Consider the following 25,075-nt stretch of genomic DNA (forward strand, 5'->3'; position numbering starts at 1 on the left):
TTAAAAGCGCGCGGATCCGGTCCGTCGCCCCGACCCGGGGACGGTCCGCCGCTCCGGATCCGCGCGCTTTTAAGCGTCCCACCGGAACGAACGCGCATGAGCTTCGAGAAGGAAGACGAGGTCGTGCTCCACGACAAACACAGCGAGTACGACGGCGAGACGGGCACGATCACGCAGGTGATGGAGACGATGTTCGGCGACGCGACCTACACGGTCAGCTTCGAGGACGGCCAGGAGACGGGCGTCCCCGAGGACGCGCTCGACGCCGTCGAGAGCGAGGAGTAACCGACCCCTTTTCCGACCCGCAATGCCCAAAGTCCCCTTCCACTACGTCGACCTCCGGGCGTTCTCGTACGCCACCGAAGACGAGAAGCGGGTCGAAGACGCCCTCCGCAGGTTCCTCCCGGAGGACGCCGAGCTCGACCGCGTCGAGAACGTCGGCCACCACGGCGACCGGATCGTCGTGCTCTCGGCCCGGATCGAGAACGCGGACGGGATGCGCCACGTGCTCGACGCGCTCGCCGACCTCGACGACGTCGACCGCGTGATCGACGAGCTCGACCAGCGCGTCGACGACAACTGCGCGCTGTTCCTCCGCGCCGACAAGCAGGCCGCGTTCCGCGGCGAGGTCCGGCTCGGCCCCGGAATCACCGTCCGCGCGAAGGTGGAGGCGTACCCGGCGAAGAAGGAGGCCGCGGTCGAGAACGCCCGCGAGACCCTGTCGCGGCTGGCAGACGACGACGCCTAGGTAACGGCTGTCGCGATTGTCGCGTCTCACCGTCGACGCCCGGGCGGCCGTCCCGTGATCGGGCGCCCGGTCCGCACCCGCGGAGTGCCTTTTTATACGGTCCCGCCGTCGTCGAATTCATGAGCGATCCCTTCGTCGTGGTCGGCGCCGACGCGGCCGGGCTGAGCGCGGCCAGCAAGTTCCGCCGCGAGGCGCCCGACCGCGAAGTCGTCGTCTTCGAGAAAGGCCGATGGATCTCGTACGCCTACTGCGGGACGCCGTACTTCATCGAGGGCCGCATCGAGCGCATGTCGGACCTCCTCTCGCTGTCCCCGAGCGAGGTCGACGAGCGCGGGATCGACCTCCGACGCGGCCACGAGGTCGTCGCGGTGGACCCGGCCGGGAAGACCGTCACCGTCGAACCCGCCGACGGCGACGCCTTCGAGCAGCCGTACGGCGACCTCCTCGTCGCGACCGGCGGGCGCGCGTCGACCGGGCCGTTCGACGTGCGCGGGGTCGACGGCGCCTTTACCCTCCACAACATGGACGCCGCGGCCGCGATCGACGCGTACATCGCTGAGCCCGACGCGTACGACCCAGACCGCGCCGACGTGAGCGCGGTCGACCGCGAGCGCGTCGAGCGCAACGCCGCGATGCCGGCCCCCGAGACGGCGGCGATCGTCGGGGGCGGCTACGTCGGCGTCGAGATGGCCGAGGCGCTCTCCGGTCGCGATCTCGACGTCCACGTCTTCCAGCGCTCCGACCACCTGATCCCGCCGTTCGGGGAGGCGGTCGGCGAGCGCGTCGAGGCGGAGCTGGTCGACGAGGGCGTGACCGTCCACACGGGGAGCCCCGTCAAGGGCCTCGTCGGCGACGACCGGATCGAGGCCGTGGCGTTCGACGGGGAGACGTTCCCCGTCGACATGGCGGTCGTCGGCGTCGGGATCCGGCCGAACACGGGGCTGTTGGACGGGACCGGCGTCGAGCTCGGCGAGGGCGGCGCGATCTCGATCGACGAGCACGGCCGGACGAGCCTCCCCGACGTGTACGCCGCCGGCGACTGCGCGACCGCGAGGCACGCCGTGACGGGCGAGCCGGCGTGGATCCCGCTCGGCCTCACCGCGAACCGCGCCGGGCGGGCGATCGGCGCCACCGTCGCGGGCGACCCCTCGCCGGTGGGCGACGTCGCGGGCACCGCGGTCGTGAAGGCGTTCGACATGGAGGCCGGTCGCGTCGGCCTCGTCGAGGCGGAAGCGGCCCGCGAGGCCGGCTTCGATCCGGTCCGCGAGACAGTCACCGCCGGCTCGCGGTCGGGCTACTACCCGGGCGCGGCGCCGACCGACGTGACCCTCGTCGCCGACCGCGACACCGGGCGGCTGATCGGCGGGAGCATCGTCGGCCCCGACCGCGCCGCGATCCGGATCGACACGCTCGCGACCGCGCTGGAGGCCGACATGACCGTCCCCGAGGTCGAGCGGCTCGACCTGGCGTACGCGCCCCCGTTCAGCCCGGTGTGGGACCCGGTCCTCGTCGCGGCGAAGGTGCTCAACGGGAAGCTCGACGGGGAGTAAGGTCCGACTCGGTCGCCTGCGCCCGCGTTCGCGTCAGTCGCTCGCGCCCGCTTCCCCGTCTCCGTTCGCGGCGGCGGCGGACCCGTCCGTGCCGGCCGACTCGTCCGTTTCCCCGTCGGTGCCGCCGATACCGGCGACGACCCGGCCGATCGCGTAGCCGGCGAGGCCGACTGCAACCGCGGCCGCGAGGGCGACCCCGAGCGGCTCGGCGATGGCGACAGCGAAGGGGAGCGGGTCGGCGAGGGGGATCGCGTACGGCGTCGGTCCGATCGTCCGCAGGAGGGCGGCCGCGAGGGGGCCGTACGCGAGCAGGACCGCGGGGAGCGCGCCGGCGCCGACCGCGGCGTACGCGGTCGTTCCGACGGCGGTCAGCGCCGCGAGGACCGCCGCGACCGGCGCGACGACGCCGGCGGAAGTCAGGCCAGCGATCCCGCCGGCGAGTGCGACCGCGTCGAAGGCGACGTACGAGACCGCGAAGCCGACCGCGCTCCAGACGGCCGCGCGCTCGAATCCGGTCTCTCCGACCGCGACGCGGGCGAGCCGTCCGGGGTCGTCGTCGGCCGTCATTCCGGCCGGGTCGCGCCGCGACCCTCGCGGTCGGGCGTCAGGTTGCCGTGCTCGTCTATCTCGCCCGCGACGATCCGCGTCGACGAGATCCGCTCGCCGTCCTCGGCCGGGACGTGGTCGACGACGACCAGTTCGAGCGGGTCGTGCCCGTGCTCGCGGCGGATCTCGTTGATCCGCTCGCCGCCCGCCTTCGTCTCGGGGGAGACGATGAGGGCGTCGAACTCCGGCTCGACGGCGATACCGGTCGGCTCGGTGAGCTCGCGGACCGCGAACTCGCGGTCGTACTCCTCGGCCCGGGGCGCCAGCTCGGCCTCTAGGTCGCGCTTGCGGCGGTCGTACGGGCGGACGTAGCGCTCGACGTGTCGGGTCTTCGGCGCGAGCTCGTCGGACGTGAGGCCGACGGTGACGTCCCCCAGCTCGAACGCCCGTTCGAACAGCTTCCGGTGGCCGTCGTGAACGGGATCGAACGTGCCACCAAGCGCGACGTTCATGCCCGTCGGTTGCGCGGGCGGAACTTAAAGTGTCCCGAACTCGGAACCGTCGCGGCGTCCTCTTCGCCGTTCGGTGCCCGCCGCGTCGTCGCTATCGGCTCGCGGCGTCGTCCTCGTCGTTCGCCGCGGTGTCGTCCGCGTCGTGTCCCCCGGCGTCCCCGTCCGCGTCGTGTCCCTCCCCGCTCTCGTCGCCACCGACGGAGATCTGTACGGGCTCCGCGTCGCCGTCCGGCGACTCGCCGCCGAGGCGTCGGTCGAGGTTGAAGACGGCGTTCAGCTCGCGCTGGACGTCGCCGACGACGCCCCGGACCAGCTCGCTGGGCGCGATCGCCTCGTACTCGTAGGGGTTGTTGCCGGCGCCGCTGGCCTCGCGCTTGTCTCGCTCGACCTTCTCCTCGTCGTGGAGCTCCGCGAGCGCCTCGCGGACCGTGCTCGGGTAGAGGCCGGTGCCGTCGGCGACCTCGTCGCTCGTGCTCCGCGGGTTGTCCCGCAGGTAGACGTAGATCCGAGCCCGGGTCTCGGTGTCGAGCAGCCACGCCAGCAGGTCGACGACGTTGTCGTCGAACCCCTTGACCGCCTTGTCGGCCCCCTCGCCGAGCCGCTCTCTCGTCTTGCGGAGCTCCTCGCGGGTCCGCTCTGTCGGCGACTCGTCTTCTCCCTCTCCCGCCCCGAGGGCGGCGCCGCCGTCGGGATCCGCGGCGGGGTCGTCGTCGAACTCGTCACTCGTCATACTTGTGAGTGGTGTCCGCGCGCCCAAAAGGGTTTCTCGTCGCTTTCGTTCCGACGGAAGTCGCGGCGATCGACGATCCGGCACCGTCGCCGCCCGGCCCGCCTCACGTCGACAGGACCAGGTCCTCGCACAGCGCGTCGAGCCCGGACTCCTCGCGGAGCCGCCGCTGGCGCTCGGTGCCGCTCTCGGCGTCGTACACACCGCGGATCCCGTCGATCCCGAGCCGGTCGCACTCACTGTCGACGACCTCGCCGAGGGAGACCGTCTCCTCGCCGCTCCGGGCCACGAACGAGGCGTCGTGCCCGCGGCGGATCGCGCGCCACTTGTTCTCGTCTAACAGCTCGCGGCGGAGCGCCGGCGCGGACTCGCCGTCGTCGTAGCGCTCCGCGTAGTCGACGACGAGCGCGTGCACGTACTCGACCAGCGCGAGGGTGACATCTGGGTCGCGCTGGGCGTCGGGCGCGCGCACCTCGACGGTGCCGTGGCCGGTGTGCGGGCGCACGTCGAACCAGAGCTCGCCGCGGTCGGCGATCGAGTCCGTCTCGACCATCCGGCGCTCGTAGCGCTGGAAGGCGTCGAAGTCGTCGAACGCGGAGGGGATCCCGGTGTTCGGGAGGTTCTCGAAGATCTTCGCGCGGGCCGACGCGAGCCCCGTGTCGAAGCCGTTCCAGAACGGGGAGTTCGCCGACAACGCGAGCAGCACGGGGCAGTGCCAGCGGAGGCGGTTGGCGATCCACACCGCCTTGTCCGCGTCGTCGACGCCGACGTGGACGTGGAGGCCGGCCGTGGTGTTGCGGTGTTGGGGGTACTGTATCCGGTCGAGCTGCGCCTTGTAGCGCGGCTTCTCGACGTGGTCCAGCTCGCGCCACTTCGCCGCCGGGTGGAGCCCCGCGGCGGCGATCCGGTAGCCGTCGGCCGCGGCGTGGTCGACGAGCGCCTTCCGGACCGCCGACAGGGCGTCCTCGGCGTCCGCGGGGTCCTCGATCAGCTGGGTCTGCGCCTCGATGGTGCATTTAAACAGTTCGTGGTCGAACCCGTCGGGCACCGCGCTCGGCGGGTCGCGGCCGTACACGAGGTCGTCGGTTCCGGACGTCGGGCGACCGTCGGCATCCGCGATGTAGAACTCCTCCTCGATGCCGAGCGTCCCCATCCGAGCGAACGCGTCCCGCGAACCGAGATCCATTACCGCTCCGTTTCGCCCCCGCGCTCTTATATCGAATGGAACCCGAAACGGAGCGCCGGTGCCGGGGCCGAGTCCGTGCGATGACACGGTCACCGGCGTCGACGCTCGGCGACGAAGCGGCCGGAGAACCGAACGGTCTGAAGACGAGTCGGCGGTTCGCGGCTACCCGACCGACGCGCTAGGCGTCGCCCTCGTTCACCCGAGGACGTAGCGGAGCGCCGGGAACTTCTCCGTCAGCGCCTCGCCGCCGACCTCGATCCGCTCGATGTAGGCGTCCAGCCCGAGGACGCGACCCGCGCCGAAGGCGGCGACCGTGAGGAACACGACCGCGTACACCAGCGTCGAGTCGAACAGCGCGAGGACGTCGCCGCTCCACCCGCCGAGGTAGAACAGCGCCATCTGCGTCGCGCCGCCGAGCGCGGCCAGCCGGACGAACGCGCCCAGGATGAGCGCCGTCCCGATGAGCAGCTGCGTCGCCGGGACGAACACGTTCGCGAACTCGACGAACCACGGCGTCGAGCCCATCGCGGCGTACAGGCCGCTGACCGGACTCGCCGCGTCGGGCGCGTGAACGAGGTAGCCGCTGGCGTCGAACGGCTCGCCGGTCGCTTTCCCGAGCCCGGCGAACAGGATCATCCCGCCGATCGTCGCTCGGAGCATCACGATGAACAGCGCCGACAGCGAGTGCGCCTTCCCCAGTAGCGTGACGCCGCCGATCTCCCCGCCGAACTCGTTTGTGGTTTTGATTGACATAGCGTCTCTCCTCACTTGCGAGTACGCCGGTATGGAAGATAAACTACGAAGCGAGTTCCCTCTCGCGTGGAGGCATTCGGGGAGACCCCCCGTTCGAAGGGGTGTTTAAATACGCGTGCGACGCTCGCTCATCGCTTCCGTCGGTCGCGCGGACCCGTTACCACGCCTCTCCGCTCGCGAGGTCGACCTCGGCGTCGCCCTTCTCGGACGGGCAGACGTCCGCGAGCACGCAGTCGGCGCAGTCCGGGTTGATCGCGGTGCAGGTGGCGCGCCCGTGGTCGATCATGAGGTGCGTGAACTGCTGCCAGTCGCTCTCGGGGACGACGTCGAGGAGGTCCCGCTCGATCGCCTCGGGGCGCTCCTCCTCGGTGATACCGAGCCGCCGGGTGAGCCGCTGGACGTGGGTGTCGACCACGATCCCCTCGACGACGTCGTGACCGTGCTGGAGGACGACGTTGGCGGTCTTCCGTCCCACCCCGGCCAGGTCGGTCAGCTCGGACATCGTGTCGGGGACCTCGCCGTCGTGTTTCTCGGCGATGTCCGCGCACGCCGAGCGGATGTACTTCGCCTTGTTGTTGTAGTAGGTGATCGAGTTGATCGCCTCGGCCATCTCCTCCTGCGGCGCGTTCGCGTACTCCTCGGGCGTCTCGTACGTCTCGAAGAGGTCGGCGCACACAGCGTTCACGCGCTCGTCGGTGCACTGCGCGGAGAGGATCACGGCGATGAGCAGCTCCAGCCGGTTCGAGTAGTTCAGCGAGATGGTCGAGTCCGGGTACTCCTCGTACAGCCGGTCGAGGACCTCCTCGACCTGCTCCGCCCGCGGCTCCAGTGGCGTGCCCATGGGGATCCCTCCGGCCGGCCGACATTGAACGATCCGGAAGCGGCGCGGGCGGTCTCGGCGGCGCGGGCGGGCTCGGCGGCGCGACCGCGGCGGAGCGACCCCACCGGCCAACCGCGGCGAACCGGCAGATTCACCTCGTCGCCTCGACACCTCGAACCGTGTCCCGGTCCCGCGATCGACGGCGACGTCGCCCGGCGTACAGCCGCCGGCCGCAGGAGTTCTACTGGCTGTGGATCGCGGCGACCGCGACGTACGGCGTCGGCGACGTCGTCTCGACGATCGCCTTCCTGGAGTACGTCCCGACGATCGACGAGGCGAACCCGGTCGTCGTCTTCGCGCTCGACTCCTTCGGGCTCTCCGGACTCGTGGCCCTGAAGATCGCCGTCTACCTCGTGATGCTGTGGATCAGCGTCTCGGGCGCCCGCGACGGCGACGCGCTCCTCTACTACTTCCCGCCCGTCCTCCTGACGCTCGTCGGCACGTACCTCACCGCGAGCAACGTCCGGCTCCTGTGGCTGGCCTGAGCCGTCCCGCTGCTTCGACCGACCCGTGCCGTCCCGGTCGCGGACCGGACCCGTCCCGCCCCGACCACCGCCGGTGCGGCCCGAACGTGTTCGCGACACCGCACATAGGGGTCGCGGGGAATCCAACGCGTATGACCGAACTCGACGTGCGAGACCTCCCGCCGAGCGAGCGACACGGCCGGATACACGGCGCCTTCGAGGAGCTGGCGCCGGGCGAGACGCTGACGGTCGTCAACGACCACGATCCGAAACCGCTGTACCACGAGATGGCGGTCGAGAGGCCCGCGTTCGACGCCGACGGCTACGAGTCGGAGCGGGAGGGCCCCTCTCGGTTCGTCGCCGAGTTCCCGAAGGCGGCCGACCGGGACGCTCCCGGGGCCGACCGGGCTCGCATCGCCGACCTCGACGGCGAGCCGCACGCGGACGCGTTCCCCGGGCGGGAGCCGAAGACGATCCGGTTGTCGCTGGAGGCGGGCGAGCGCGTGCCTAGACACGAGCATCCCGACCGGACCGTGCTGTTCCACGTGCTGGAGGGCGCCGTCGACGTCGCCCTCGACGGCGACCTCCACCGAGTCGAGGCCGGGGAGATCCTCCGGTTCGGGGGGGAGTCCACGGTCGAACCGACCGCGCGCGAGGAGAGCGTCGCGCTGGTGGTGTTGGCGCCGCGGCCCGCGGAGTGAGGGTCGGGCGAGCAGTTTCCCGCCGCCGTTTTATTCACCGCCCGCGAACGGCCGGCATGGAGACGACTCGTCAGCGCATCGCCGAGACGCTCCGCGAAGGCCCGGCGACCGCGAGCGACCTCGGCGAGTCGCTGTCGCTGCCGACGCCGGTCGTGTACGAGCACCTCGACCACGTCTCGCGGTCGGTCGACGACGCCGACGCCGACGAGCGGTTCCTCGTCGCGCCGCCCGAGTGCCGCGACTGCGGCTTCGACGGCTTCGACGACCCGGTCAACGAGCCGTCGCGGTGCCCGGAGTGCAAGAGCGAACGGATCGGAGAGCCGGCGTTCGTGATTCGGTAGCCCGACCGGGAACCGGCGGTCCCGCGGTCGAAACCCCTGGGAGGGCCGAAGCGCACGACGACGGAAGGGACCGGTCCCGGCGCGAACCCGGCCGCCAACGAAACGGCGAGCGCTCAACGGGCGACCGCGGTCCCGAACCTATCCGCCGTTTCCGCCGCCGTTCCCGTTTCCGTTGCCGTTCCCGTTTCCGCCGCCGTTCCCGTTTCCGTTGTCGTTACTGTTTCCGCCGCCGTTCCCGTTACCGTTCCCACCGCTGTTCCCGTTCCCGTTTCCGCCGCCGTTCCCGTTGCCCGGCGGATCGCCACCGGGTGGCCCGCGCCGTTCGGTTTCCTCGGGCTCGTAGACGTACATCGCGTCGTTCGGATAGCTTCGGTTTCCGCCCCGCCAGCCGTCCTCACAGAGGAGGACGCGGCCGTCGCGCATCGCGTAGACGTTGTCGACGTTGCGCAGCGAATCGTCGACGTCTTTCATCGCCTCCTCGCTGGTGAAGTCGGGCCCGACGACGACCGGTTCGAGCGTCGAGACGTCGTATCGCGGCCCGAGCTCGGCGCGGTAGACGACGCCGCCGTCGACGCGGTCGAGCGCGATGTCGCCGCCGTCGTTGGTCGGGCCGGCCAGGTCGTCGTTGAACTCGGAGATGCCGAAGTAGACGTAGTCGCCCGGCTCGGCGTCGTCGACGCTGTCGACGCCCTCCGCCTTGTTGAACTCGATGGAGGCGCCCATCTCCTTGGCCGCGGCCCGCGTCTCGATGAACGGCACTCGCCTGAGCTCCTCGTCGACGCCGTCCGGACCCCGTTCCGCGTACTGCTCGGCCCACTCCACGATCTGCTCGTCCGAGACGTAGTCTTCGTTGCCGTTCGCGATGACTTCGAGATCCGCCTGCTTGAGGACCGCCTCGGTGACCTCGTCGCCCTCGCTCCAGTCGGCGTGGCTCTCGAGGTAGTCGACTTGGGTGACGCCGTCGTACTCGGCGATCCACGACTCGACCTCCCGATTCGAGGCGTGTCCCATCGGCAGCCACTCGACGTCGAGGGGGACTTCGGCCGGCGACTTCCCGGACGCGGCCTCGTCGTTGGTGATCTTCGGCGCGTAGAGCGTCCCGGCGACGTCCATCGGATCGCAGTAACTCGAGATCGGTCGGTCGGCGACGAACTTGTAGATGCCCTTGCTGTCGCCGTCGGAGCAGCCGTAGACCGTCCGCTCGTCGGGGAGGAAATCGGGGGCCTCCCACGCGGCCCGACCCATCACGTAGTACTTGACTGGGTCGAGCTCTCCGGGCGCGCCCGTCGGGTTCCGGACGTCGACGTGATAGCCGTAGCGGTACGGGTTGGGGTAGACGTCCCCGATCGGTTCGATCGGGTTCCCGTCGCCGGACTCGACCGGCTCGGCGCCGAGGTGGTAGGCGAGGTGTTCGACGCCGGTCATGTTCCAGTAGCCCTGGACGTACCAGCCGTCGACCTCGTCGTAGTCGTTGACCGCCGGCTGGATCTCCGAGGGGTTCGGCCGGTTCCAGAAGTAGGCCGCCCCGCGCAGTCCTTCGCCGTCGCCGGCCTCGACGATATCGCCGATCGTTCCCGTGAGGTTCGCTCGGGGGTGGGCGTAGTTCTCCTCGGAGGACAGCGGCGTGTTCCACGGGCTGAGGTCGCCGTAGCAGTTGATACGGGTCCCGCCGATCTCTCGGAACGCGTCCGTGTTGACCGCGTTGATCGCGTTCTCGGCGTCGGCCTCCCACTCGCCGTCCTCGGTCTGTGACAGCGGGGTCCGCATGACGTTCCCGGGACTGTTCTCGTCGTTCGTGAAGAGGAATCCCTCCGTCCCGTCGTCGTCCGTCGCGACGAAGTGGTTGGCGTCCGGGTTGTACCCCGAGTCGCCGTAGGTCGTGCCCGCGAAGTTCTCGGTCGTGACGTCCCGTCCGTCGGGGGTCTGGGTGATCCCCCAGCGCTCGGTGCCGCCGTTGATCGCGTCCCCCTCTCGGATCAAGTACTCGAAGTCGCCGGCGGCGGCGAAGACGCCGTCCTGCTGTTCCTCGACCGGGGCCGGGGACTCGCTGAAGTCGTCGTTCTCCCCATCGAACGAGAACTGGAACCCCTCGTAGTAGCCGACTCCGGCCCTGTCGTACGGTTCCGGGTTGTCGCGGCTCGGGTGCTGGACGCTGATCAGCAGCGAGCCGTCCTCGAAGACGAACGGTCCGGTCATCTCCGCGCCGAAGGCCGTCGTCGAGAACCGCTTGAGGTCGCCCACGACGCTCGGTGCGCCCGAGGTCTGCGTGTCCTCGTCGTCCGTCGAGTCAGCGGGGCTGTACCCCCGGTAGCTATCCTCCGCTCCGCTCGCGGTGCCAGAGACCCCCGCGCCGACCAGGGCGGCGACGGAGGCTTTCATCAGACGCCGTTTGGATTGGTCAACCATCCACATGGGGGCGCGCATCCCAGCGTAAAACCCGTTTATAATAGGTTAACACCCCTGATTAGAGCGGTTACCGTCGCTATATAGCCGACGGAAGCGGAACGGACCGATCCCCCGCGGTCGTGACCCGTCGGGTCCGCTCGCGTCGGCCGCCGTACCGCTACCCGTTCCGCCGAGAGGAAACAACCGCGGCGCTGGCCCCGCCTCCCGACGGTCCGTACGTCCCGCCGAAAACGAACTGCGTTCGTCCCGCTCAGAGATCGGTCTCCGCGTCCTCCATCTCCGAGACGTTCCGCCGGATGTTGTCCGCCCGCTTCCGGACTCGCGATGCGTATCGCTCTATCTTCCCGGGCTGGACGCCCATGAACGAGCCGACCCACTGACGGTCCGCGTACGGCTGGGTGAGGAGGTACGCCGCGAGCGTGTCTCGGCCGGCTTGGATGATGATCGGCGGGACGCCCCGATCGCCGGTACCGGCCTCCTCGAACCCGTTGACGTCGAAGTAGATGTCGGCGTAGAGCTCGGCGGTCTCGGCGTCCCCGAACTCGATCCCGTCGTGACGCGGCGCTTCGAACCGGTAGCGTCCGCCGTCCAGTTCGACGACGCGGACGTCCATGACGTACTCCCGGTACGTCCCGATCGACGTCTCGCCGATCCGCTCTGTCGAGGCCATGCCCGCCACTCGTCGCGGCCGATCATAAACCTCGGTAATAGCGGTCTATAGCCGTCTATAGCCGTAACGAGGCCTGCGGACGGACACGGAGCCGTCCGAAACGCGGGCGATTCGCGCGCGACGGGGTTACAGCTCGTCCAGCAGCGTCGCCGCGGCGTCCGCCGAGGAGCCCGGGCCGCGGGCGGTGATCAGGTCGCCGTCGACCGTGACGCTGGTGTCGGCGTCGAGCTCGGCGTCCCAGTCGGCGCCGGCGAGGACGACCTCGTCTTCGACCCAGTACGGGAGCTTCCGGCCGTCCGGCATCACGTCGTGGTCGTCCACGATTTCGTCCTCCCAGTCGTTCGGGAAGCCGGTGACGGAGCGGCCCTCCACGAGCGGCGTCCCGTCGGCCTCGCGGGTGAACGCCAGGATCCCGACCGCGTGGCAGACGACGAGCGCGACGCCATCGTCGCCGCCGACCGCGTCCAGCAGCAGCTGGCGCGCGTGCCGGTCCTGGTTCACGTCCCAGACGGTGCCGTGGCCGCCCGGGAAGACGACCGCGTCGTATCCCGCGGCCTCGACCGTCGCGATCGGCTCCGGATCGTTGAGCCCCGGATGCTCCTCGTCGACCTCGCGGAGCTCCGCGACCCGCTCCTCGCCGCCCGCCGCCTCCGGATCGAGCGACCGCTCGTCGACGACCGGCGGCGACCCCGACGGCGTCGCGACCGTCACGTCGACGCCCTCCGCTTCGAGGGTCGTCAGCGGTTCGATGCACTCCTCGGCCCAGTACCCTTCCTCGCTCACGACGAACAGCGCACTACTCATGTGTACTCCTCATTCACGACCGCGACATAAAAGGCGCCCGCGCCCGGCAGCGACGACGGGCGGACGCGGGGTTTATCAGTTGCCTCGTCAGGACTGTGGCGCACGTCGCCGAGCAGGCCGTCGGATCGGCGCCCGTTCGTCGACGAGACGGCTCTGTCGAAATCCGTCGCTAATGACAGGTGTCAGCGGCTGTGCTGCATACAGAGCGCGTGTCTCGTATGAACAGGGGGCAGATTGCGAACAGCCAATCGGTCGATAAAGGCGGAGAGTGGACCGTTGACTATCGACAAACCCTGTCAATAAACACTAGGACTATGTATTCAACCAGTAGAACGCTACTGTGACCAATCTCAGATTAGCCTTTGCTGCAGGAATCCTTACAGCCCTTAGTGTGGGAGCCACGTTATTTATACACATCCCGTTTGTGGAATCTGAAGTCGCACGCGTAGTCCTAAACGGTCTTTTCGTAGGAGGTACCGTCTATATCGGTCTCAAAATTCTCGAACGAACTATGGATGCACAGTAATTCACACGTCCAATTCCTATTTGCGGAAGGGATTCACCTATCTGATTATATACACGTTCTGGATGGCGGTTCGGTCAGGTAGAGTATGAACTTCATCAAGTAGTCGTGCTGAACTCACTCTCTGAATCTCGCACGCCGATTCTATCAGTTCTTAAGTATTTCAACAGAGCCAATCTTATCATTATGAGGGTTGACTCTCATCACACCACCTCTTAGCGAATCGTGTTCGTTACCTGGAAATCCTACAATAGATAGCTGTATTCAGCCTGTAGCAGTTCTATTCTCGGCTGAGGAGGGTATTTTGTAGTCGAATAAGGGATTCGCGTGCAGGCCGCTACGCAGGTAGTCCGCAGCTAGGCGAGTGAGTACGCGATAAGTGTGTGATACGGTATCTTTATGCTTGCTAAAGCGGGACTCTACGTTGCTGGCATTCCATATTCGTACACACACGAGCGGGGGGAGTGTGCGGAAACTGGAATGAGACACCACGGAATGCCAGCACTTTCAGAAGCGGCTCTGTTGAAATCCTCTGTATGCAGCAGGTCCGTCGTGTCCGTTGATAGAGAGTTCGACGGGGCTCGACTGACGGAGTGATTAAAACCGAACAGCTCCCTAGTCGTCGCCCTGCGCGTCGACGATCACGACCTCGCCGTCCTCGACGGTGACGTTGATCAGCGTCTTCACGTTGTAGTCGGTGTCGTCGAGCTCGTTGTCGCCGGCCTTCTTGATCACGGCGACGACGTCGACGACGTCCGCGCCGACCTCGTTCGTCAGCGCGTCGAGGATCGCCTTCATCGTGCCGCCCGTCGAGAGCACGTCGTCGAGCACGAGCACGCGGTCGCCCTCCTCCACGTCGTTGATATACATCTCCGACTCGGAGTAGCCCGTCTCCTGGAACAGCGGGACCTCGCCGTCGAGCCCGTACTGGCGCTTGCGGATGACGACCAGCGGGATGTCGGTCATCAGCGAGAGCGCGGTGGAGATGTGGATCCCCATCGCCGCGGGGGTGACGATCTTGTCGACGTTCTCCAGCTCCGCCTTCCGGATGATCCGGATGACGATCTCCCGGAGCAGCTCCGGTTCGAGCATTGGGACGCCGTCGCTGATCGGGTGGACGAAGTACTGGTACTCGCCTTTCTCGATGATCGGCGCGTCGAGGAGCGACTGCCGCAACTGGTCCATGTCACCGGTACCGGGGCGGATTAATAAAGCGTGGCGATCCCCCGGTTCCGTGGACCTCGGTGTCACGGATCGCAGCGGTGTCGACCGCGTCGACCCCGACCGTCTCCTCGATGTTCTCGGCCGGCAGTTACTCGAACTCCGGCTCGCGCTTCTCGAGGAACGCGCGCATGCCCTCGCGCTGGTCGTGCGTGCCGAACAGCCCGGCCCACGCCCGACGTTCGAGGGCGAGACCGCCCTTCTGGGTCCCGTCGTGGACCGCGTTAAGCGCCTCCTTCGCGGCGCGGGTCGCGAACGCGGGCTTCGCGGCCAGCTCACCCGCCAGCTCGTCGATCCGGTCGTCGAACGCGTCGTCCGCGACGACCTCGCCGACGAAGCCGACCTCGGCCGCCTCCGCGGCGTCGATCCGCTCGCCCAGGAAGACGAGCCGCTTGGCCGTCTCGTCGCCGACGAGCCGCGAGAGCCGCTGGGTGCCGCCCCACCCCGGAATGATGCCGAGGTCGATCTCGGTCTGACCGAGCACGGCGCTCTCGGCGGCGACCCGGAGGTCGCAGGCGAGCGCCAGCTCGCAGCCGCCGCCGAACGCGTAGCCGTCGATCGCCGCGACCGTCGGCGCCGGGAACGACTCGATCGCGTCGGCGACGCCGTGGCCGAGTTCGGCGTACGCCTGCGCCTCCGGCGTCGACAGCTCGACCATGTAGGAGATGTCCGCGCCCGCGACGAACGCCTCGTCGCCCGCGCCGGCCAGCACCAGCGCGCGAGCGCCGTCCGCCTCGGCCTCGTCGAGCGCCTCCCCGATCGCTTCGAGCGTGTCGACGGTGAGGGCGTTGAGCTGGTCCGGGCGGTCGACGGTGAGCGTCGCGACGCCGTCCGCGTCGACGTCGAGCGTGATGGTGTCCCACGTCATACCGGTCACTCAGGGGCCGGCGTGAAAGTCGTTCGGCAGACGCGCTCTCGACGGCAGAGGGGACGCCGCCGCGTCAGATCTGCTCGCGGCTGTCGATCTCGCTGTAGATGAACCACGCGGCCGTGTACGCGCCGATGAACAGCAGGTAGCCGACCACGAGACCGACGAGCTGGCGCGAGCCGAGCCCGCCGGGCAGCGTCCGCGAGAGGATCCCCAGCGCCACGGCGAACACGACCAGCGAGAACAGGCCCGAGAGGGCGTACACGCCGAGGTCGGAGGTGAGACGTTCGCGCACGCTCCCATCAACGGCGTCGCCTTATATACTCCCGTCGGTCGCGGCGAGGCGTCGACCGCGCGGCGCCCGTCCCGGCCGCGGCCGACCGGCCGCCCGTCCGGTTGCGCGGATTGCAACCCCTATATGCCCCCGGCCACACGTGCGAGTATGAACGGGAACCGGTTCGGTCGGCTCTTCCAGGTGACGACGTACGGCGAGAGCCACGGCGACGCGATGGGCGTGACGGTCTCGGGCGTCCCCGCGGGGGTCGAGCTCGACGAGGAGGCGATCCAGGCGCAGCTCGACCGGCGCAAGCCGGGCCAGTCGATGATCACGACCTCCCGGGGCGAGCCCGACGAGGTCGTCGTCAACTCCGGCGTCCAGGACGGCTACACCACCGGGACGCCCATCGGCATGGTGATCCAGAACAAGGACGCGCGCTCCGGGAAGTACGAGCCGTACGTCACGGCGCCGCGCCCCTCGCACGGCGACTACACCTACTCCGCGAAGTTCGGCACGCGCAACTGGGGCGGCGGCGGGCGCTCCTCCGCGCGCGAGACGGTGAACTGGGTCGCCGCGGGCGCGGTCGCGGAGCAGGTGCTCGACGCCTCCGAACACGACGTCGAGATCAAAGCGCACGTCAACCAGATCGGCGACGTCGAGGCCGAGCCCGTGAGCTTCGAGCAGTTGCTCGAGCACAGCGAGGAGAACGACGTGCGCTGCGCCGACCCCGAGGCCGCCGCCGAGATGCAGGAGCTGATCGAGGGGTATCAAGAGCGCGGCGACTCCATCGGCGGCTCTATCTACTTCGAGTGCCGCGGCGTCCCCCGCGGACTCGGCGCCCCGCGGTTCGACAGCTTCCCCGCCCGGCTCGGGCAGGCGATGTTCTCCATCCCGGCGACGACCGGCGTCGAGTACGGCCTCGGGACGGACGCGACCCTCGTCTCCGGCAGCGACCGCAACGAGGACTGGACGTTCGACGACGGCGAGTCGTTCGACCACGTCGAGAGCGAGGAGGGCGACCCCGTCCCCGTCGGCAACGACCACGGCGGGCTCCAGGGGGGGATCACGACCGGCGAGCCGATCTACGGCGAGGCGACGTGGCACGCGCCCACCTCGATCCCGAAGAAGCAGCGCTCGGCCGACTGGGAGACGGGCGAGGAGAAGGAGGTGCAGGTCGTCGGCCGGCACGACCCGGTGCTTCCGCCGCGGGCCGTCCCCGTCGTCGAGGCGATGCTGTACTGCACCGTCCTCGACTTCATGCTGCTCGCCGGCCGGATCAACCCCGACCGCGTCGACGGCAACCCGGGGCAGTACGACACCGACTACCACCCGAGCAGTCCGGACAACGAGTAGCGAGCGAGCGTCCGCCGGTCCGCCGCGTCACTCACCCGGCGACCACTCGCAGGCGTTCCCCGCGGTGAGGTCCTCCTCGTCGATGTGCGCCGAGAGGCAGGCGTAGTTGCAGAAATAGGCGGGCGACCCGCAGTCGTCGTCGCAGTCGCGCACGCAGATCGGGTCGTGCTCGAAGATGCGCGAGCCGCAGTAGGCGCACGTCTCGTCGGCCGTCGGCGTCGACACGGTGGCGGACATGGTCGGGTCCTGCCACTCGCGGCTCGAAAAGCTGTCGCGGGTCGGCGCGGCTCACACCACGACGACCGCGTCGACGACGACGAGGAGCACGAACCCGACGAGGAACGCCCCGGTGGCGGCGTCGGCGTGGCCGTGACCGTGCGAGGAGGGGATCAGCTCCCGGAAGACGACCGCGAGCATCGCGCCCGCGGCGAAGCCGGCGGAGACCGGGAAGAGACCGGCCGCGAGCCCGACGAGCGAGAAGCCGAACACCGAGGCGACGACCTGCGGGACCACCCCCGAGAGGGTGGTGTACCAGAGCACCCGCGGGCTCGACATCCCGGTGTCCGCCATCGGCACCGCGAACGCGAACCCGTCGGGGACGTTCTGGAGGCCGATCACGACCGCGAGCAGCAGCGCGACCTCCTCTAACCCGGAGGCGAATGCGACGCCGATCGCCAACCCCTCGGGGGCGTTGTGGAGGGTGATCGCTCCCCCGATCAGCACGGCTTTCCGGAGCGTCACCTCGCGCGCGGCGGCGACCGCAGACGGAGAGCCGTCGGCGTCGACCTCGACGCCCGGCTCGTCCGCCGTCGGGCCGTCGCCCGTCTGGATGGCGGCGTCGTCGCCGGTCGCGCCGCCCTCGGGGAGCCACTCGCGGTACTGCGCGTGGAGGTGCGGGATCGCGTAGTTCCCGCCGAGCAGCACGCCCCCGCCGAGCAGGACCCCCGACATCACCGCCCGGAGCGTCCCCTCCTCCATGCCGGGGACGATCAGTCCGAAGACGCTGGCGGCGACCATCAGCCCGGCGGCGAGGCCGAGCGCGGCGTCGTACACCCGGTGGGTCACCCCCGGCCGGAAGAACACCGGCAGCGCGCCGAGCCCCGTCGCCAGCCCCGCGATCCCGGTGACGGCCGCGACGTTCGGCAGCGTCGTCATGGCGCGTGCTTCCGCGGCCGCCTATATAAACGCCGTCGATGTGGGAGCGGCCGTCGACCGCCTCACCGCGTGACGACTCCGCGGAGGTCGCCGCCGTACGCGACGACGGCGACCGCGAGCGTCGCGACCGCGCCGACCGGGAGCACGGTGAAGACGCTCGACGTGGTCCCGACGCCGAACCGCGTCGCGAGCCCGACGGAGACCCACAGGCTCGCGGTCGCCGCTAAGACGAGCAGGCCGCCGGTGACGCGTCGGTCCTCCCGCCCGAGCGCCACGCCGGCCACGGCGCTCGCCGCCGACAGCAGGTGGAACCCGATCGCGAGCGGCCACGCGCGGATCGACGCCGGGAGCGCCGCGAACGGCCGCGACTGGTCGAGGAAGTACGCCCACACGGGGTACCCGCCGACCCCGGAGCCGGACGCCGCCGCGTTGAGGAACCCCCACAGGCTCACCACCGTGAGATCGCCGCCGGCCGGGATGACGGCCATCGGGACCGCGAGCAGCGCGAGGACGAGGGCCCAGCCGATTCGCGCGACGGGACCGCGCTCGCTCGCGACGGCCCCGCCCGACCGCTCGCCGTCGGCTCGCTCGGCGCCGGCCCCGCGCGGCGGTCGCTCTACCATGCCGATCGCTCGGAGGCGGACCCGTAAGAATCGACCGGGATCGGCTCCCCCGGGCCGGACGGGCCCGCGCGACGCGCAACGCTCTTTGTGTCGGGGGTCGCTCGTTTCGGCATGCGAGTCACCGTCGTCGGCAGCGGTTACGTCGGTACCACCCTCGCGGCCTGCCTTGCAGACGCGGGTCACGACGTCACGGCGATCGATATCGACCCGGACGTCGTCGACGCCCTGAACGACGGCCGCGCGGCGATCCACGAACCGGGACTCGACGACCTCCTGGCCGAGCACGCGGGCGACCGGCTCCGGGCGACGACCGAGTACGACGGCGTCCCCGACGCCGACGTGACGTTCCTCGCGATCGGTACCCCCTCGCGCGAGGACGGTAGCATCGACCTCGGTCCGCTCACCGCGGCCGCGGGGATGACCGGCGAGGCGCTGGCGGACGTAGGAGGAGACTCCGCCGCGGCGGACGACCCCGAGGACCGCCACCTCGTCGTCGTCAAGAGCACGATCACGCCGCCGGGCGTCCGCGAGGTCCGCGAGGCGCTCCTGGCGGGCGCCGGCGACGCGGCCGACCGCGTCGAGCTCGCGACCAACCCCGAGTTCCTCCGCGAGGGGTCCGCGGTCGACGACTTCCAACACCCGGACAAGCTCGTCTTCGGCGCCGACTCCGACTGGGCGACCGATCGGCTGGAGGCCCTCTACGAGCCCCTGCTCGACGCGACCGACGGCGACGTGCCGGTGATCCGGACCGACCCCGAGACCGCCGTGATGATCAAGTACGCCAACAACGCCTTTTTGGCGTCGAAGATCTCGCTGGCGAACGACCTGGGGAACGTCTGCAAGCGGTTCGGGATCGACGCCTACGAGGTGATGGACGCGGTCGGGCTCGACGACCGGATCGGGGCGCGGTTCCTCCGCTCGGGGGTCGGCTGGGGCGGAAGTTGTTTTCCCAAAGATGTTGATGCAATTAGGGCAGCAGCCCGCGAAGCCGGCTACGAGCCGCCGATGCTCGACGCCGCGGTCGCGGTGAACGACGGCCAGCCGGAGCGCATGCTCGAACTGCTGGACTCGCACGTCGACGTCGCGGGCGAGCGCGTCGCCGTGCTCGGGCTCGCATTTAAACCGGGCACCGACGACACCCGGAACTCCCGGGCGATCCCGATCGTCGAGGGGCTGCGGGCGCGCGGCGCCGAGGTCGTCGGCTACGACCCGGTCGCGACCGACGCCATGCGCGAGCGCTTCCCCGACCTCGCGTACGCCGACTCCGCGGCCGCCGCGCTGGAGGGGGCGAGCGCCGCGCTCGTCGTCACCGACTGGGACGAGTTCGCGGCGCTCGACGACGCCTTCGACGCCATGGCCGAGCCCGTCGTGATCGACGGGCGGCGGATAATCGAGCGGCGCGACGGCCTGACGTACGAGGGGCTCACCTGGTAGCGGCGGCGACTACCGCGTTCGATAACCCGAGGGACGCCGGTCGTCCGGACGTCGTTGCGCTCGGGACCGTCAGTCGGCACTGACATGTAATTCGATAAATAACTGTGTGACTAGAATATAAACGATACTACATTATTAATAGTGCTGAATGCCAACCGGCGATCTGGGATGAGCACCGACGAACCCAGCCACGACGCGGAACAGCACGGTCACGAGCACCACGAGGTCGAGGGGCCGGGGTATCCGACGCCGGCCGCGATGCGGACCGAGAGCGGTCGGGAAAAGACGGCGTACGTGATGGCGCCACGGGTGGGTATGGAGAACGAGGGGCCGGACATGATCGGCGTCGTCGACCTCGACCCCGCGTCGGACACCTACAGCGAGCTGATCGACGCGGTCGAGATGCCAAACAAGGGCGACGAGCTCCACCACTTCGGCTGGAACGCCTGCTCCTCGTCGTGTCACGCCGAGGGGCTCTCTCGGCAGTACCTGGTCGTTCCGGGCCAGCGCTCCTCGCGCATTCACGTCATCGACGCCGAGGACCCGCGCGACCCCGAGATGGTGAGGGTCATCGAACCGGAGGAGGTGTTCGAACACGACCTGTCCGCCCCGCACACGGTCCACTGCGTCCCCGGCGGGAAGGTCGTCATCAGCATGCTCGGCGACGCGAACGGCGAGCTCCCCGGCGGGTTCCTCCAGCTGGACCAGGAGGACTTCAGCATCGACGGCCGCTGGGAGGCCGACCTCGGCGAGATGGAGATGAACTACGACTACTGGTATCAGCCCCGCCACGACGTCATGATCTCCAGCGAGTGGGCCGCGCCGAACACCTACTACCCGGGGTTCGACCTCGAGGACGTCGAGGCGGGCGACTACGGCGACAGCATCCACATCTGGTCGTGGGAGGGCCGCGAGCACGTACAGACGCTCGAGTTCGGCGAGCAGGGGCGGATTCCGCTCGAAGTCCGGATGAGCCACAACCCGGAGGAGACGCAGGGGTACGTCGGCGCGGCGCTCTCCTCGAACATCATCCGCTTCTACGAGACGACCGACGGCACGTGGGACTGGGACGTCGTCATCGACGAGGAGCCGCGCGAACACGAGGACTGGGACATGCCGGTGCCGCCGCTCATCACGGACATCCTGCTGTCGCTGGACGACCAGTACCTGTTCTTCTCGAACTGGCTCCACGGCGACGTCCGGATGTACGACGTGAGCGACGCCGGCAACCCGCGACTGGTCGATCGGGTGTGGGCCGGCGGTCTCTTCGGCGACCGGCAGACGGTGCAGGCCGAGGAGATCCGCGGCGCGCCGCAGATGCTCCAGCTCTCCCGGGACGGCGAGCGGCTCTACTGGACGACGTCGCTGTTCTCGTCGTGGGACAACCAGTTCTTCCCGGACATCGCCGAGGAGGGGTCGCTCATGCTCAAGGCGGACGTCTATCCCGACGAGGGACGGCTGGAACTGGACGAGGAGTTCCTCGTCGACTTCGGCGACGCGCCCGGCGGCCCGGCGCGCGCCCACGAGATCCGCTGGCCGGGCGGCGACTGCACGAGCGACGTCTGGCAGTGATCGGTCGTGACTGACGCGACGACCCACGCCGTCGAACTCGTCCGCCCGGACGGGGGGACGGAGACGATCCGCGTCGCGGAGGGCGAGACGATCGTCGACGCGGCGGAGCGGGTCGACGTGGGCCTCCCGTACGGCTGCCTGTACGGCGCGTGCGGCACCTGCACGGCGGAGCTGCTCGACGGCGAGGTGCGTCACGGACGGTCGCCGCGAGCGCTGAAGCCGTCCGCCCTCGACGCCGGCTACGTCCTCCCCTGCGTCGCCGCGCCCGAGTCCGACTGTCGACTCCGCGTCGGCCACGAGATCCAGGCCGAGGTCGTCGGGACGCCCTGGAAGTGAGGCCCGCTCCGGCGACGGACGCGGACGGTCAATTTATATACGCCGACCGAAACGTGAGGCCATGGCGGCCCTCCACGCCCTCCGTCCGGCAGTCGGTGGTATCGTTCGCAACCCGGTCCTCCTGCTCGTCACGGCGCTGTACGGGCTCGCGCAGGCCCCGAACCTCCTCGTTCCGCCGACGCGACCGATCCTGTCGGCGGGCGTCTCGCTCGCGACCTTCGCCGCGTTCGTTCTCGTGCTCCCGTTCGTCCAGGGCGGGCTGCTCGGCATGGCGAGCGAGGCCGTCGCGGGACGGACCGGCCTCGGGACGCTGGTCGCCGAGGGGAAGGCGAACTACGTGTCGCTGCTGCTCGGCTACTTCGTCCTGCTCGCGATCAACCTCGTCTTCGGGTTCGTCGCGTTCGTGGGCGGACTGATCGCCGTGATCGGCGGCCACGCGTCGATGCCCGCGGACGCGCCGGGCGTCGGCGTCGACCCGACGCTGCTCGCGCTCCTCGCGGTCGTCGGAGGCGGGTTCCTCCTCGCGTACCTCCTCGTCTCCTTCGCCGTCCAGTTCTACGCCCACGCGGTCGTCCTCGACGACGCGGAGCTCGTCGACGGGTTCCGGCGCAGCGTGGGGCTCGTCCGGTCGAACCTCCTGAGCGTCGCCGGCTACACGCTGATCCTCCTCGTCGGGAGCGTCGTCCTCGGGACGCTGGCCGCGGCGGCCTCGGTCGTTCTCGGTCCCCAGTCCGCGGGGATGCCCGGCACGCCGTTCGCCGACTTGGCGGGGGTCGAGCCGACCCTGCCCGTGATCGCCGCGGCCGGCGTCGGCTACCTCCTGCTGACGAGCGCGTTCGCCGCGTTCTACGCGACTTACTCGGTCGCGTTCTACGAGGCGGTCAGCCCCGGCGCCGCGCCGGCGTGAGTCCGACCCCGCCGCGCGGCGGCTCGACGACCGCCAGCGATAATCCCGTGGCGCACGTGGGATCGGTATGAACACGCAGGACGGCGGCCACCACGACGCGGCGGTGGACGCGCTCGCGGTCCGCGAGTACGAGCGCGCCGGCGACCGATACACGCGCGGCGGGCGGCGCGTGCTCGCCGACCCGCGCGAGGACCTCGACCCGTTCGCGCCGGACGAGAAGGGGTGGATCGGCCAGGGGCTCCAACACCTGCTCGCCGCGACCGTCGCGTACCGAGTCGCGGGCGTCGACGGCCGCGCCACCCAGCGAGCGGTCGAGGGGATCGCCGCGACGCGCGACTTCCAGCGCGTCCTCGACGCGCCCGGGCAGACGGCCTGCCTCGGGGAGTTCGTCGCCGACTTCCGCGTCGCCGGCGGACTCGACGGGGCCGACGCGGCGTACGACGACGCCGCGGAGCGGTACGCGGCCGCCGCCGACGCGATCGACTCGCCGCAGGCGCTCGCGACGACCCCGCTGTTCGGCGCCGCGGCGGCGACGATCAAGCAGGTCGCCCGCGGGCAGGCGAACGGCGAGATCGCGATCCAGTGGGAGGACCTCCACGGGTCGGACCCCGCCAGGGCGGGCGACTTCCTCGCGCACCGCGCCCGGATCAAAAAGCAGCGCTTCGCCGGCCTCGTCGAGAAGGCGGTCGCGGACGGCCACCTCGCGGCGCCGCGGGGCACGACCGAGTACGGCAACGAGACGCACCGGTGTCCGAGCTGCGGATCGAACGACGTCAACTGGGCCGGCACCGACGTGCTCTGTATGCGGTGTTCGACGCCGACCGAGCAGATTTAAGCCGGCGGCAGTCCTATGCGGCCGTCGCATACGATGTCGCCCTCCATCGCCGACCTCCTCCGTCCCCTCCGCGCGCTCGCCCCGCCGAACCGGCTCGACCGAGACCAGCGGCTCCGCCTCCGGATGGCGATCGCGACCGGACTGGTGATTGCGCTCCCGTTCGCGTTCGTCTACGCGTTCGTCTTCCTGATCAACGCGGTCGGGCTCCCCCTGTTGGAGTGGGCGAACGAGCGCCCGTACACGGGCGAGTTCTACGTCGACCCCGTCCTCCTGACGGTCGTCGTCCTCGTCGGACTCGCGGTCCAGTACCGGTACGGCCCGCGGACCGTCCTCCGCTCCGTCGGCGGGCGGCGGGTGTCGCCCGACGAGTACCCGGAGCTCCACGCCGCCGTCACGCGGCTGGCCGCGCAGGCGGACGTCCCGAAGCCGGACGTGGCGGTCGCGCGGACCGAGCTGCCGAACGCCTTCGCGGTCGGGACGCCCGGGAACGGCACCGTCGTCGTCACGACCGCGCTGTTGGAGGCGCTCGACGACGACGAGCGCGACGCCGTGGTGGCCCACGAGCTCGCGCACCTCGCGAACCGCGACGCCAGTCTGATGACCGTCGCGTGGGTGCTCCCGACCGTCACCTACTACCTCGCCGTGCTCGCCTTCTACGTCCTCTACGGCCTGTTCCGGTTCCTCAGCGTCGGCGGCGGGTCGGGCGGGAACCGCGACGGCCGGGCGCTCGCGGTCGGGATCGTCGTGATCACGGTGAGCGCGGTCCTCACGCTCACCGTCTCGGCGATGTTCTGGTTCGGGAGCGTCCTCATCCACCGGGTGCTCTCGCGGTACCGCGAGTACGCGGCCGACGGCGCGGCCGCCGAGATCACGGGGTCGCCGGCGGCGCTCGCGAGCGCGCTGGAGACGCTCGACGAATCGATGCCGGCGGTGCCCGAACGCGACCTCCGCGAGTTCGACGGCGGCGCCGAGGCGCTGTACGTCGCGCCGCTGGAGAGCCGCGCGTTCGGCGACGAGGAGCTGGTGAGCACCGACGTGTTCCCGGAGACCCATCCCCCGACCCGCGAGCGGGTCCGGCGGCTCCGCGAGCGCGCGGGTGAGGCGGCGTGACGGGGCGTGGCTCCCCCGGACACCCCCCACGGCGCCGGTTCCTCGCGACCGCCGGCGTCGGTCTCGCGGGCGCGCTCGCCGGCTGCGGCTACCGCCCCGGCGGCGGCGACCTCGCGTGGGAGTCGTCGCTCGGGGGCGGCGGGATGTTCGGCGCCGGCGACCGGTGGTTCCGCCCCGCGGGTGACCGGCTGTTCGTCGTCCGGAACCAGTCGGGACGGACGTTCGACTTCGAGGAGGACGCGTGGCGCGACTACGAGAACGCCGAGGTGACCGGCCTCGACCCGGCCGGCGACGCCCGGCTCGAGGCGGAGACCGACCGACAGGCGACGGGCGTCCCGGCCGTCACCGAGACGTCGGTGTTCGTCCCCGTCGAGGGCGGCCGCGTCACCGCGATCGACCGCGAGCGCGCCGCGCTCGACCTCGACGACCCGACGGTCGACACCGCCGACAGCGACGGCGACGAGGCCGACGAGCCAGACCCCGTCCGCTGGCGGACCGACGCGATCGCCGAGAGCGCCGACGGCGGGACCGGCGACGACGACGGTGCGACCGGTGACGACGACGGTGCGACCG

Annotated in this window: 28 protein-coding genes and 1 pseudogene; 14 read left to right on the forward strand and 15 right to left on the reverse strand. The window is 70.1% G+C overall.

The features are described 5' to 3' along the window. The first annotated feature begins 96 nt into the window (after positions 1 to 96). The 3 genes from DJ74_RS18320 (at position 97) to DJ74_RS18330 (ending at position 2,298) form a co-directional block, all read left to right on the forward strand. Positions 97 to 285 (forward strand): hypothetical protein, encoded by a 189-nt coding sequence (locus DJ74_RS18320; RefSeq protein WP_004050211.1) that lies wholly within the window; start codon positions 97 to 99, stop codon positions 283 to 285. A 22-nt stretch (positions 286 to 307) separates the two neighbouring features. Next, a complete protein-coding gene (locus tag DJ74_RS18325) occupies positions 308 to 748 on the forward strand; it encodes an RNA-binding protein (protein WP_094528268.1) in 441 nt (146 codons plus the stop codon). 119 nt (positions 749 to 867) lie between these two features. Next, a complete protein-coding gene (locus tag DJ74_RS18330; RefSeq protein ID WP_094528269.1) occupies positions 868 to 2,298 on the forward strand; it encodes an FAD-dependent oxidoreductase in 1,431 nt (476 codons plus the stop codon). A gap of 33 nt (positions 2,299 to 2,331) precedes the next feature. Here DJ74_RS18330 and DJ74_RS18335 read toward each other — a convergent pair whose 3' ends face one another. The 6 genes from DJ74_RS18335 to nth all read right to left on the reverse strand — a co-directional run bounded on the left by DJ74_RS18335 (position 2,332) and on the right by nth (position 6,863). Beyond that, positions 2,332 to 2,865 carry a hypothetical protein gene (locus tag DJ74_RS18335; protein ID WP_094528270.1) on the reverse strand — a complete coding sequence of 178 codons (534 nt, stop codon included), beginning with the start codon at positions 2,863 to 2,865 and terminating at the stop codon, positions 2,332 to 2,334. Continuing rightward, positions 2,862 to 3,356, reverse strand: a complete 495-nt coding sequence (locus tag DJ74_RS18340; RefSeq protein ID WP_094528271.1) for a phosphopantetheine adenylyltransferase — start codon at positions 3,354 to 3,356, stop codon at positions 2,862 to 2,864. The genes DJ74_RS18335 and DJ74_RS18340 overlap by 4 nt, the downstream gene beginning before the upstream one ends. 91 nt (positions 3,357 to 3,447) lie before the next feature. Next, on the reverse strand, positions 3,448 to 4,086 hold the full coding sequence (locus DJ74_RS18345; protein ID WP_094528272.1) for a winged helix-turn-helix domain-containing protein: 639 nt from the start codon (positions 4,084 to 4,086) through the stop codon (positions 3,448 to 3,450). A gap of 103 nt (positions 4,087 to 4,189) precedes the next feature. Then, positions 4,190 to 5,269, reverse strand: a complete 1,080-nt coding sequence (locus DJ74_RS18350) for a glutamate--cysteine ligase (protein ID WP_094528273.1) — start codon at positions 5,267 to 5,269, stop codon at positions 4,190 to 4,192. A gap of 195 nt (positions 5,270 to 5,464) precedes the next feature. Next, a complete protein-coding gene (locus tag DJ74_RS18355; protein ID WP_094528274.1) occupies positions 5,465 to 6,022 on the reverse strand; it encodes a DoxX family protein in 558 nt (185 codons plus the stop codon). Between the two features lie 157 nt (positions 6,023 to 6,179). Further along, positions 6,180 to 6,863, reverse strand: a complete 684-nt coding sequence (gene nth / locus DJ74_RS18360; RefSeq protein WP_094523388.1) for an endonuclease III — start codon at positions 6,861 to 6,863, stop codon at positions 6,180 to 6,182. A 158-nt stretch (positions 6,864 to 7,021) separates the two neighbouring features. On the opposite strand from nth, the gene DJ74_RS18365 reads away from it, so the two are divergent. The 3 genes from DJ74_RS18365 (at position 7,022) to DJ74_RS18375 (ending at position 8,408) form a co-directional block, all read left to right on the forward strand. Further along, positions 7,022 to 7,387: a hypothetical protein gene (locus tag DJ74_RS18365; protein WP_094523390.1), complete on the forward strand. Its 366-nt coding sequence runs from the start codon at positions 7,022 to 7,024 to the stop codon at positions 7,385 to 7,387. 131 nt (positions 7,388 to 7,518) lie between these two features. Continuing rightward, positions 7,519 to 8,067, forward strand: coding sequence for a DUF2249 domain-containing protein (locus tag DJ74_RS18370; protein WP_094528275.1), 549 nt, complete (start codon positions 7,519 to 7,521; stop codon positions 8,065 to 8,067). A gap of 56 nt (positions 8,068 to 8,123) precedes the next feature. Then, entirely contained in the window at positions 8,124 to 8,408 is a 285-nt protein-coding gene (locus DJ74_RS18375; protein ID WP_094528276.1) for a transcriptional regulator, read from the forward strand. 138 nt (positions 8,409 to 8,546) lie between these two features. Here the strand turns inward: DJ74_RS18375 and DJ74_RS18380 are convergent, their stop codons facing one another. The 6 genes from DJ74_RS18380 to DJ74_RS18405 form a co-directional block, all read right to left on the reverse strand. Next, positions 8,547 to 10,814, reverse strand: coding sequence for an alkaline phosphatase PhoX (locus DJ74_RS18380; RefSeq protein WP_094528277.1), 2,268 nt, complete (start codon positions 10,812 to 10,814; stop codon positions 8,547 to 8,549). A gap of 250 nt (positions 10,815 to 11,064) precedes the next feature. After that, complete coding sequence (locus tag DJ74_RS18385) at positions 11,065 to 11,484, reverse strand: hypothetical protein (protein ID WP_094528278.1); 420 nt, start codon at positions 11,482 to 11,484, stop codon at positions 11,065 to 11,067. A 126-nt stretch (positions 11,485 to 11,610) separates the two neighbouring features. Continuing rightward, positions 11,611 to 12,288: a type 1 glutamine amidotransferase domain-containing protein gene (locus tag DJ74_RS18390; RefSeq protein WP_094528279.1), complete on the reverse strand. Its 678-nt coding sequence runs from the start codon at positions 12,286 to 12,288 to the stop codon at positions 11,611 to 11,613. A 1,138-nt stretch (positions 12,289 to 13,426) separates the two neighbouring features. Continuing rightward, positions 13,427 to 13,996, reverse strand: a complete 570-nt coding sequence (gene hpt, locus DJ74_RS18395; protein ID WP_094523402.1) for a hypoxanthine/guanine phosphoribosyltransferase — start codon at positions 13,994 to 13,996, stop codon at positions 13,427 to 13,429. A 127-nt stretch (positions 13,997 to 14,123) separates the two neighbouring features. Then, entirely contained in the window at positions 14,124 to 14,900 is a 777-nt protein-coding gene (locus DJ74_RS18400; protein ID WP_094528280.1) for an enoyl-CoA hydratase/isomerase family protein, read from the reverse strand. Positions 14,901 to 14,973: 73 nt separating this feature from the next. Next, positions 14,974 to 15,195 (reverse strand): hypothetical protein, encoded by a 222-nt coding sequence (locus DJ74_RS18405; RefSeq protein ID WP_094523406.1) that lies wholly within the window; start codon positions 15,193 to 15,195, stop codon positions 14,974 to 14,976. Positions 15,196 to 15,342: 147 nt separating this feature from the next. On the opposite strand from DJ74_RS18405, the gene aroC reads away from it, so the two are divergent. Then, positions 15,343 to 16,530: a chorismate synthase gene (gene aroC / locus DJ74_RS18410; protein ID WP_094523408.1), complete on the forward strand. Its 1,188-nt coding sequence runs from the start codon at positions 15,343 to 15,345 to the stop codon at positions 16,528 to 16,530. A 27-nt stretch (positions 16,531 to 16,557) separates the two neighbouring features. Here the strand turns inward: aroC and DJ74_RS18415 are convergent, their stop codons facing one another. The 3 genes from DJ74_RS18415 to DJ74_RS18425 all read right to left on the reverse strand — a co-directional run bounded on the left by DJ74_RS18415 (position 16,558) and on the right by DJ74_RS18425 (position 18,308). Then, positions 16,558 to 16,767: a hypothetical protein gene (locus tag DJ74_RS18415; RefSeq protein ID WP_094523410.1), complete on the reverse strand. Its 210-nt coding sequence runs from the start codon at positions 16,765 to 16,767 to the stop codon at positions 16,558 to 16,560. A 51-nt stretch (positions 16,768 to 16,818) separates the two neighbouring features. After that, complete coding sequence (locus DJ74_RS18420; RefSeq protein WP_094528281.1) at positions 16,819 to 17,685, reverse strand: ZIP family metal transporter; 867 nt, start codon at positions 17,683 to 17,685, stop codon at positions 16,819 to 16,821. A 62-nt stretch (positions 17,686 to 17,747) separates the two neighbouring features. Further along, positions 17,748 to 18,308, reverse strand: a complete 561-nt coding sequence (locus DJ74_RS18425) for a TIGR04206 family protein (protein WP_094528282.1) — start codon at positions 18,306 to 18,308, stop codon at positions 17,748 to 17,750. A gap of 111 nt (positions 18,309 to 18,419) precedes the next feature. On the opposite strand from DJ74_RS18425, the gene aglM reads away from it, so the two are divergent. The 7 genes and pseudogenes from aglM to DJ74_RS18460 all read left to right on the forward strand — a co-directional run. Continuing rightward, positions 18,420 to 19,742, forward strand: a complete 1,323-nt coding sequence (gene aglM / locus DJ74_RS18430) for a UDP-glucose 6-dehydrogenase AglM (protein WP_094528283.1) — start codon at positions 18,420 to 18,422, stop codon at positions 19,740 to 19,742. A 168-nt stretch (positions 19,743 to 19,910) separates the two neighbouring features. Next, complete coding sequence (locus DJ74_RS18435; RefSeq protein ID WP_094528284.1) at positions 19,911 to 21,314, forward strand: selenium-binding protein SBP56-related protein; 1,404 nt, start codon at positions 19,911 to 19,913, stop codon at positions 21,312 to 21,314. Between the two features lie 6 nt (positions 21,315 to 21,320). Then, positions 21,321 to 21,650: a 2Fe-2S iron-sulfur cluster-binding protein gene (locus DJ74_RS18440; RefSeq protein ID WP_094528285.1), complete on the forward strand. Its 330-nt coding sequence runs from the start codon at positions 21,321 to 21,323 to the stop codon at positions 21,648 to 21,650. A 61-nt stretch (positions 21,651 to 21,711) separates the two neighbouring features. Then, complete coding sequence (locus DJ74_RS18445; RefSeq protein WP_094528286.1) at positions 21,712 to 22,557, forward strand: hypothetical protein; 846 nt, start codon at positions 21,712 to 21,714, stop codon at positions 22,555 to 22,557. Positions 22,558 to 22,624: 67 nt separating this feature from the next. Beyond that, positions 22,625 to 23,392 carry a hypothetical protein gene (locus tag DJ74_RS18450; RefSeq protein ID WP_094528287.1) on the forward strand — a complete coding sequence of 256 codons (768 nt, stop codon included), beginning with the start codon at positions 22,625 to 22,627 and terminating at the stop codon, positions 23,390 to 23,392. 33 nt (positions 23,393 to 23,425) lie between these two features. Next, entirely contained in the window at positions 23,426 to 24,502 is a 1,077-nt protein-coding gene (locus DJ74_RS18455) for a M48 family metalloprotease (protein ID WP_094528288.1), read from the forward strand. Next, a pseudogene (locus tag DJ74_RS18460) lies at positions 24,499 to 25,075 on the forward strand (hypothetical protein); the annotation flags it as partial. The gene DJ74_RS18455 and the pseudogene DJ74_RS18460, both read left to right, overlap by 4 nt.

Origin of the sequence: Halorubrum sp. Ea8, from assembly GCF_002252925.1 — an archaeon.
Taxonomy (GTDB): Archaea; Halobacteriota; Halobacteria; order Halobacteriales; family Haloferacaceae; genus Halorubrum.

Coding starts and splice junctions, on each gene's coding strand:
- DJ74_RS18320 (WP_004050211.1), top strand. CDS start 97: ATGAGCTTCGAGAAGGAAGACGAGGTCGTGCTCCACGACAAACACAGC.
- DJ74_RS18325 (WP_094528268.1), top strand. CDS start 308: ATGCCCAAAGTCCCCTTCCACTACGTCGACCTCCGGGCGTTCTCGTAC.
- DJ74_RS18330 (WP_094528269.1), top strand. CDS start 868: ATGAGCGATCCCTTCGTCGTGGTCGGCGCCGACGCGGCCGGGCTGAGC.
- DJ74_RS18335 (WP_094528270.1), bottom strand. CDS start 2,865: ATGACGGCCGACGACGACCCCGGACGGCTCGCCCGCGTCGCGGTCGGA.
- DJ74_RS18340 (WP_094528271.1), bottom strand. CDS start 3,356: ATGAACGTCGCGCTTGGTGGCACGTTCGATCCCGTTCACGACGGCCAC.
- DJ74_RS18345 (WP_094528272.1), bottom strand. CDS start 4,086: ATGACGAGTGACGAGTTCGACGACGACCCCGCCGCGGATCCCGACGGC.
- DJ74_RS18350 (WP_094528273.1), bottom strand. CDS start 5,269: ATGGATCTCGGTTCGCGGGACGCGTTCGCTCGGATGGGGACGCTCGGC.
- DJ74_RS18355 (WP_094528274.1), bottom strand. CDS start 6,022: ATGTCAATCAAAACCACAAACGAGTTCGGCGGGGAGATCGGCGGCGTC.
- nth (WP_094523388.1), bottom strand. CDS start 6,863: ATGGGCACGCCACTGGAGCCGCGGGCGGAGCAGGTCGAGGAGGTCCTC.
- DJ74_RS18370 (WP_094528275.1), top strand. CDS start 7,519: ATGACCGAACTCGACGTGCGAGACCTCCCGCCGAGCGAGCGACACGGC.
- DJ74_RS18375 (WP_094528276.1), top strand. CDS start 8,124: ATGGAGACGACTCGTCAGCGCATCGCCGAGACGCTCCGCGAAGGCCCG.
- DJ74_RS18380 (WP_094528277.1), bottom strand. CDS start 10,814: ATGGTTGACCAATCCAAACGGCGTCTGATGAAAGCCTCCGTCGCCGCC.
- DJ74_RS18385 (WP_094528278.1), bottom strand. CDS start 11,484: ATGGCCTCGACAGAGCGGATCGGCGAGACGTCGATCGGGACGTACCGG.
- DJ74_RS18390 (WP_094528279.1), bottom strand. CDS start 12,288: ATGAGTAGTGCGCTGTTCGTCGTGAGCGAGGAAGGGTACTGGGCCGAG.
- hpt (WP_094523402.1), bottom strand. CDS start 13,996: ATGGACCAGTTGCGGCAGTCGCTCCTCGACGCGCCGATCATCGAGAAA.
- DJ74_RS18400 (WP_094528280.1), bottom strand. CDS start 14,900: ATGACGTGGGACACCATCACGCTCGACGTCGACGCGGACGGCGTCGCG.
- aroC (WP_094523408.1), top strand. CDS start 15,343: ATGAACGGGAACCGGTTCGGTCGGCTCTTCCAGGTGACGACGTACGGC.
- DJ74_RS18415 (WP_094523410.1), bottom strand. CDS start 16,767: ATGTCCGCCACCGTGTCGACGCCGACGGCCGACGAGACGTGCGCCTAC.
- DJ74_RS18420 (WP_094528281.1), bottom strand. CDS start 17,685: ATGACGACGCTGCCGAACGTCGCGGCCGTCACCGGGATCGCGGGGCTG.
- DJ74_RS18425 (WP_094528282.1), bottom strand. CDS start 18,308: ATGGTAGAGCGACCGCCGCGCGGGGCCGGCGCCGAGCGAGCCGACGGC.
- aglM (WP_094528283.1), top strand. CDS start 18,420: ATGCGAGTCACCGTCGTCGGCAGCGGTTACGTCGGTACCACCCTCGCG.
- DJ74_RS18435 (WP_094528284.1), top strand. CDS start 19,911: ATGAGCACCGACGAACCCAGCCACGACGCGGAACAGCACGGTCACGAG.
- DJ74_RS18445 (WP_094528286.1), top strand. CDS start 21,712: ATGGCGGCCCTCCACGCCCTCCGTCCGGCAGTCGGTGGTATCGTTCGC.
- DJ74_RS18450 (WP_094528287.1), top strand. CDS start 22,625: ATGAACACGCAGGACGGCGGCCACCACGACGCGGCGGTGGACGCGCTC.
- DJ74_RS18455 (WP_094528288.1), top strand. CDS start 23,426: ATGTCGCCCTCCATCGCCGACCTCCTCCGTCCCCTCCGCGCGCTCGCC.